Here is a 1,952-nt window from a genome sequence, read left to right on the forward strand (position 1 = left end):
CCTTCGCCGCCTCCACCCTCGGCTTCGTGCTGGGCTGCGTGCTGGGGGGGCTGGCCGGCACCTTCCGCGGCTCGGCGCTCGACCGCGGCGCGGTCACCATCGCGGTCGCCGGCGTCTCGGTGCCGCATTACTGGCTCGGCATGGTGCTGGTGGTGCTGTTCTCCGTGCAGTGGCCCTTGCTGCCGGCGATGGGCGCCGGGCCGGGCGGCTCGGCCGATTGGGCGTGGGACTGGGAGCACCTCCAGCACCTGGTCCTGCCCACCGTGACGCTCTCCGTCATCCCCATGGGCATCGTGACGCGGACCGTCCGCGGCATCGTGGCCGAGATCATGAACCAGGAGTTCGTCACCGCGCTGCGCGCCAAGGGGCTGCGGCGGCGCGACGTGTTCCTGCACGTGGTGAAGAACGCGGCGCCGAACGCGCTGGCCGTGATGGGCCTCCAGCTCGGCTACCTGATGGGCGGCTCCATCCTGGTGGAGACGGTGTTCTCCTGGCCGGGCACGGGCCTCCTGCTGAACAGCGCCATCTTCCAGCGCGACCTGCCCGTGCTCCAGGGCACCATCCTGGTGCTCGCCATGTTCTTCGTGGCGCTGAACCTGCTGGTGGACCTGGTGCAGACCGCCCTCGATCCCAGGATCAAACGCGCATGAGCGGCATCGCGGACCAGGCGCATCTGGGCGCCGCCGCCCCGGCCCCTACGGCGGCCGAGGCGGAACTCGCGGTCCAGGTCAGGCAAGCGCCGGGGCGGTCGCGCGGCTACTGGGCGGGCGTGTGGCGGCGGCTGCGGCGCGACCCGGTGACGATCGCCTGCGCGTCCGTGCTGCTGCTGATGCTGCTGGCGATCGCCTTCGCCCCGCTGCTCGCGCCGCACGACCCGTACCAGGGCAGCATGATCCGGCGCCTGCGCTCGATCGGCACGCCGAATCACGTCCTCGGCACGGACGAGCTGGGGCGGGACATCCTGACCCGGCTGCTCTACGGCGGGCGGCTCTCCTGGTTCATCGGCATCGTGCCGGTGGTGCTGGCCTTCTGCATCGGCACGAGCCTCGGCGTGGTGGCGGGCTACGCCGGCGGGCGCGTGAACATGCTCATCATGCGGAACACCGACGTCTTCTACGCCTTCCCCTCCGTGCTGCTTGCGGTGGCCATCTCCGGCGCGCTCGGGGCGGGCATCTTCAACGCCATCCTGGCGCTGACCCTGGTGTTCGTGCCGCCCATCATCCGCGTGGCGGAGAGCGTGACCCAAGGCGTCCGCAACCTCGACTTCGTGGACGCGGCGCGGGCCTCCGGCGCCGGCGGCTTCACCGTGGTGCGGGTCCACGTGCTGGGCAACGTGCTGGGGCCGATCTTCGTGTACGCGACCTCGCTCATTTCGGTGTGCATGATCCTGGCGTCGGGCCTCTCCTTCCTCGGCCTCGGCACCAAGCCGCCGGAGCCGGAATGGGGGCTGATGCTGAACACGCTCCGCACGGCGATCTACGTGCAGCCCTGGGTGGCGGTGCTGCCGGGGGTGTGCATCTTCGTCACCTCCATCTGCTTCAACCTGCTGAGCGACGGCCTGCGGCAGGCGATGGACGTGAAAGGATAGCGCACGGCCCGGGAGCCTTGGCGCCCGCTGCGCGTTGCCGCGGCGACGCTAACCCGGAGACACCACGATGCCCTCCCTCCACCGCCGCCGCTTCGGCCCCCTCCTGCTCGCGGGAGGGGCCGCCGCGCTGGTGGCCGCCCCGCGCCGCGATGCCGCCGCCGCCACGCGCCGCGAGATAGATGCCGACGTCGCCGCCGCCATGACCCGGCTCCGCAACATGGACAACCTCGCGCCGCGGCTGCTCCAGGACGCGCGGGCCATCCTGATCTTCCCGCGCATCGTCAGCGGCGGCTTCATCGTGGGCGGCCAATACGGCGAGGGCGCGGCGCTCGACGCCTCCGGCGCGACCCGCGGCTACTACAAC

General features: G+C 71.7%; 3 protein-coding genes. All 3 read left to right on the forward strand.

The genetic code is table 11. The features are described 5' to 3' along the window. Positions 1-650: ABC transporter permease (locus VF584_11555; protein HEX8210804.1), on the forward strand; the 650-nt coding region annotated here is incomplete at its 5' end. Then, complete coding sequence (locus VF584_11560) at positions 647-1,588, forward strand: ABC transporter permease (protein ID HEX8210805.1); 942 nt, start codon at positions 647-649, stop codon at positions 1,586-1,588. The genes VF584_11555 and VF584_11560, both read left to right, overlap by 4 nt. A gap of 67 nt (positions 1,589-1,655) precedes the next feature. Then, positions 1,656-1,952, forward strand: a 297-nt coding sequence (locus VF584_11565) for a hypothetical protein (protein ID HEX8210806.1), incomplete at its 3' end; no start/stop codon positions are given.

It is taken from the genome of Longimicrobium sp. (assembly GCA_036389135.1).
Classification (GTDB): Bacteria; Gemmatimonadota; Gemmatimonadetes; order Longimicrobiales; family Longimicrobiaceae; genus Longimicrobium.

What these genes read in the sequence shown, in the direction of transcription:
- VF584_11560 (HEX8210805.1), top strand. Translation starts at nt 647, where the DNA reads ATGAGCGGCATCGCGGACCAGGCGCATCTGGGCGCCGCCGCCCCGGCC.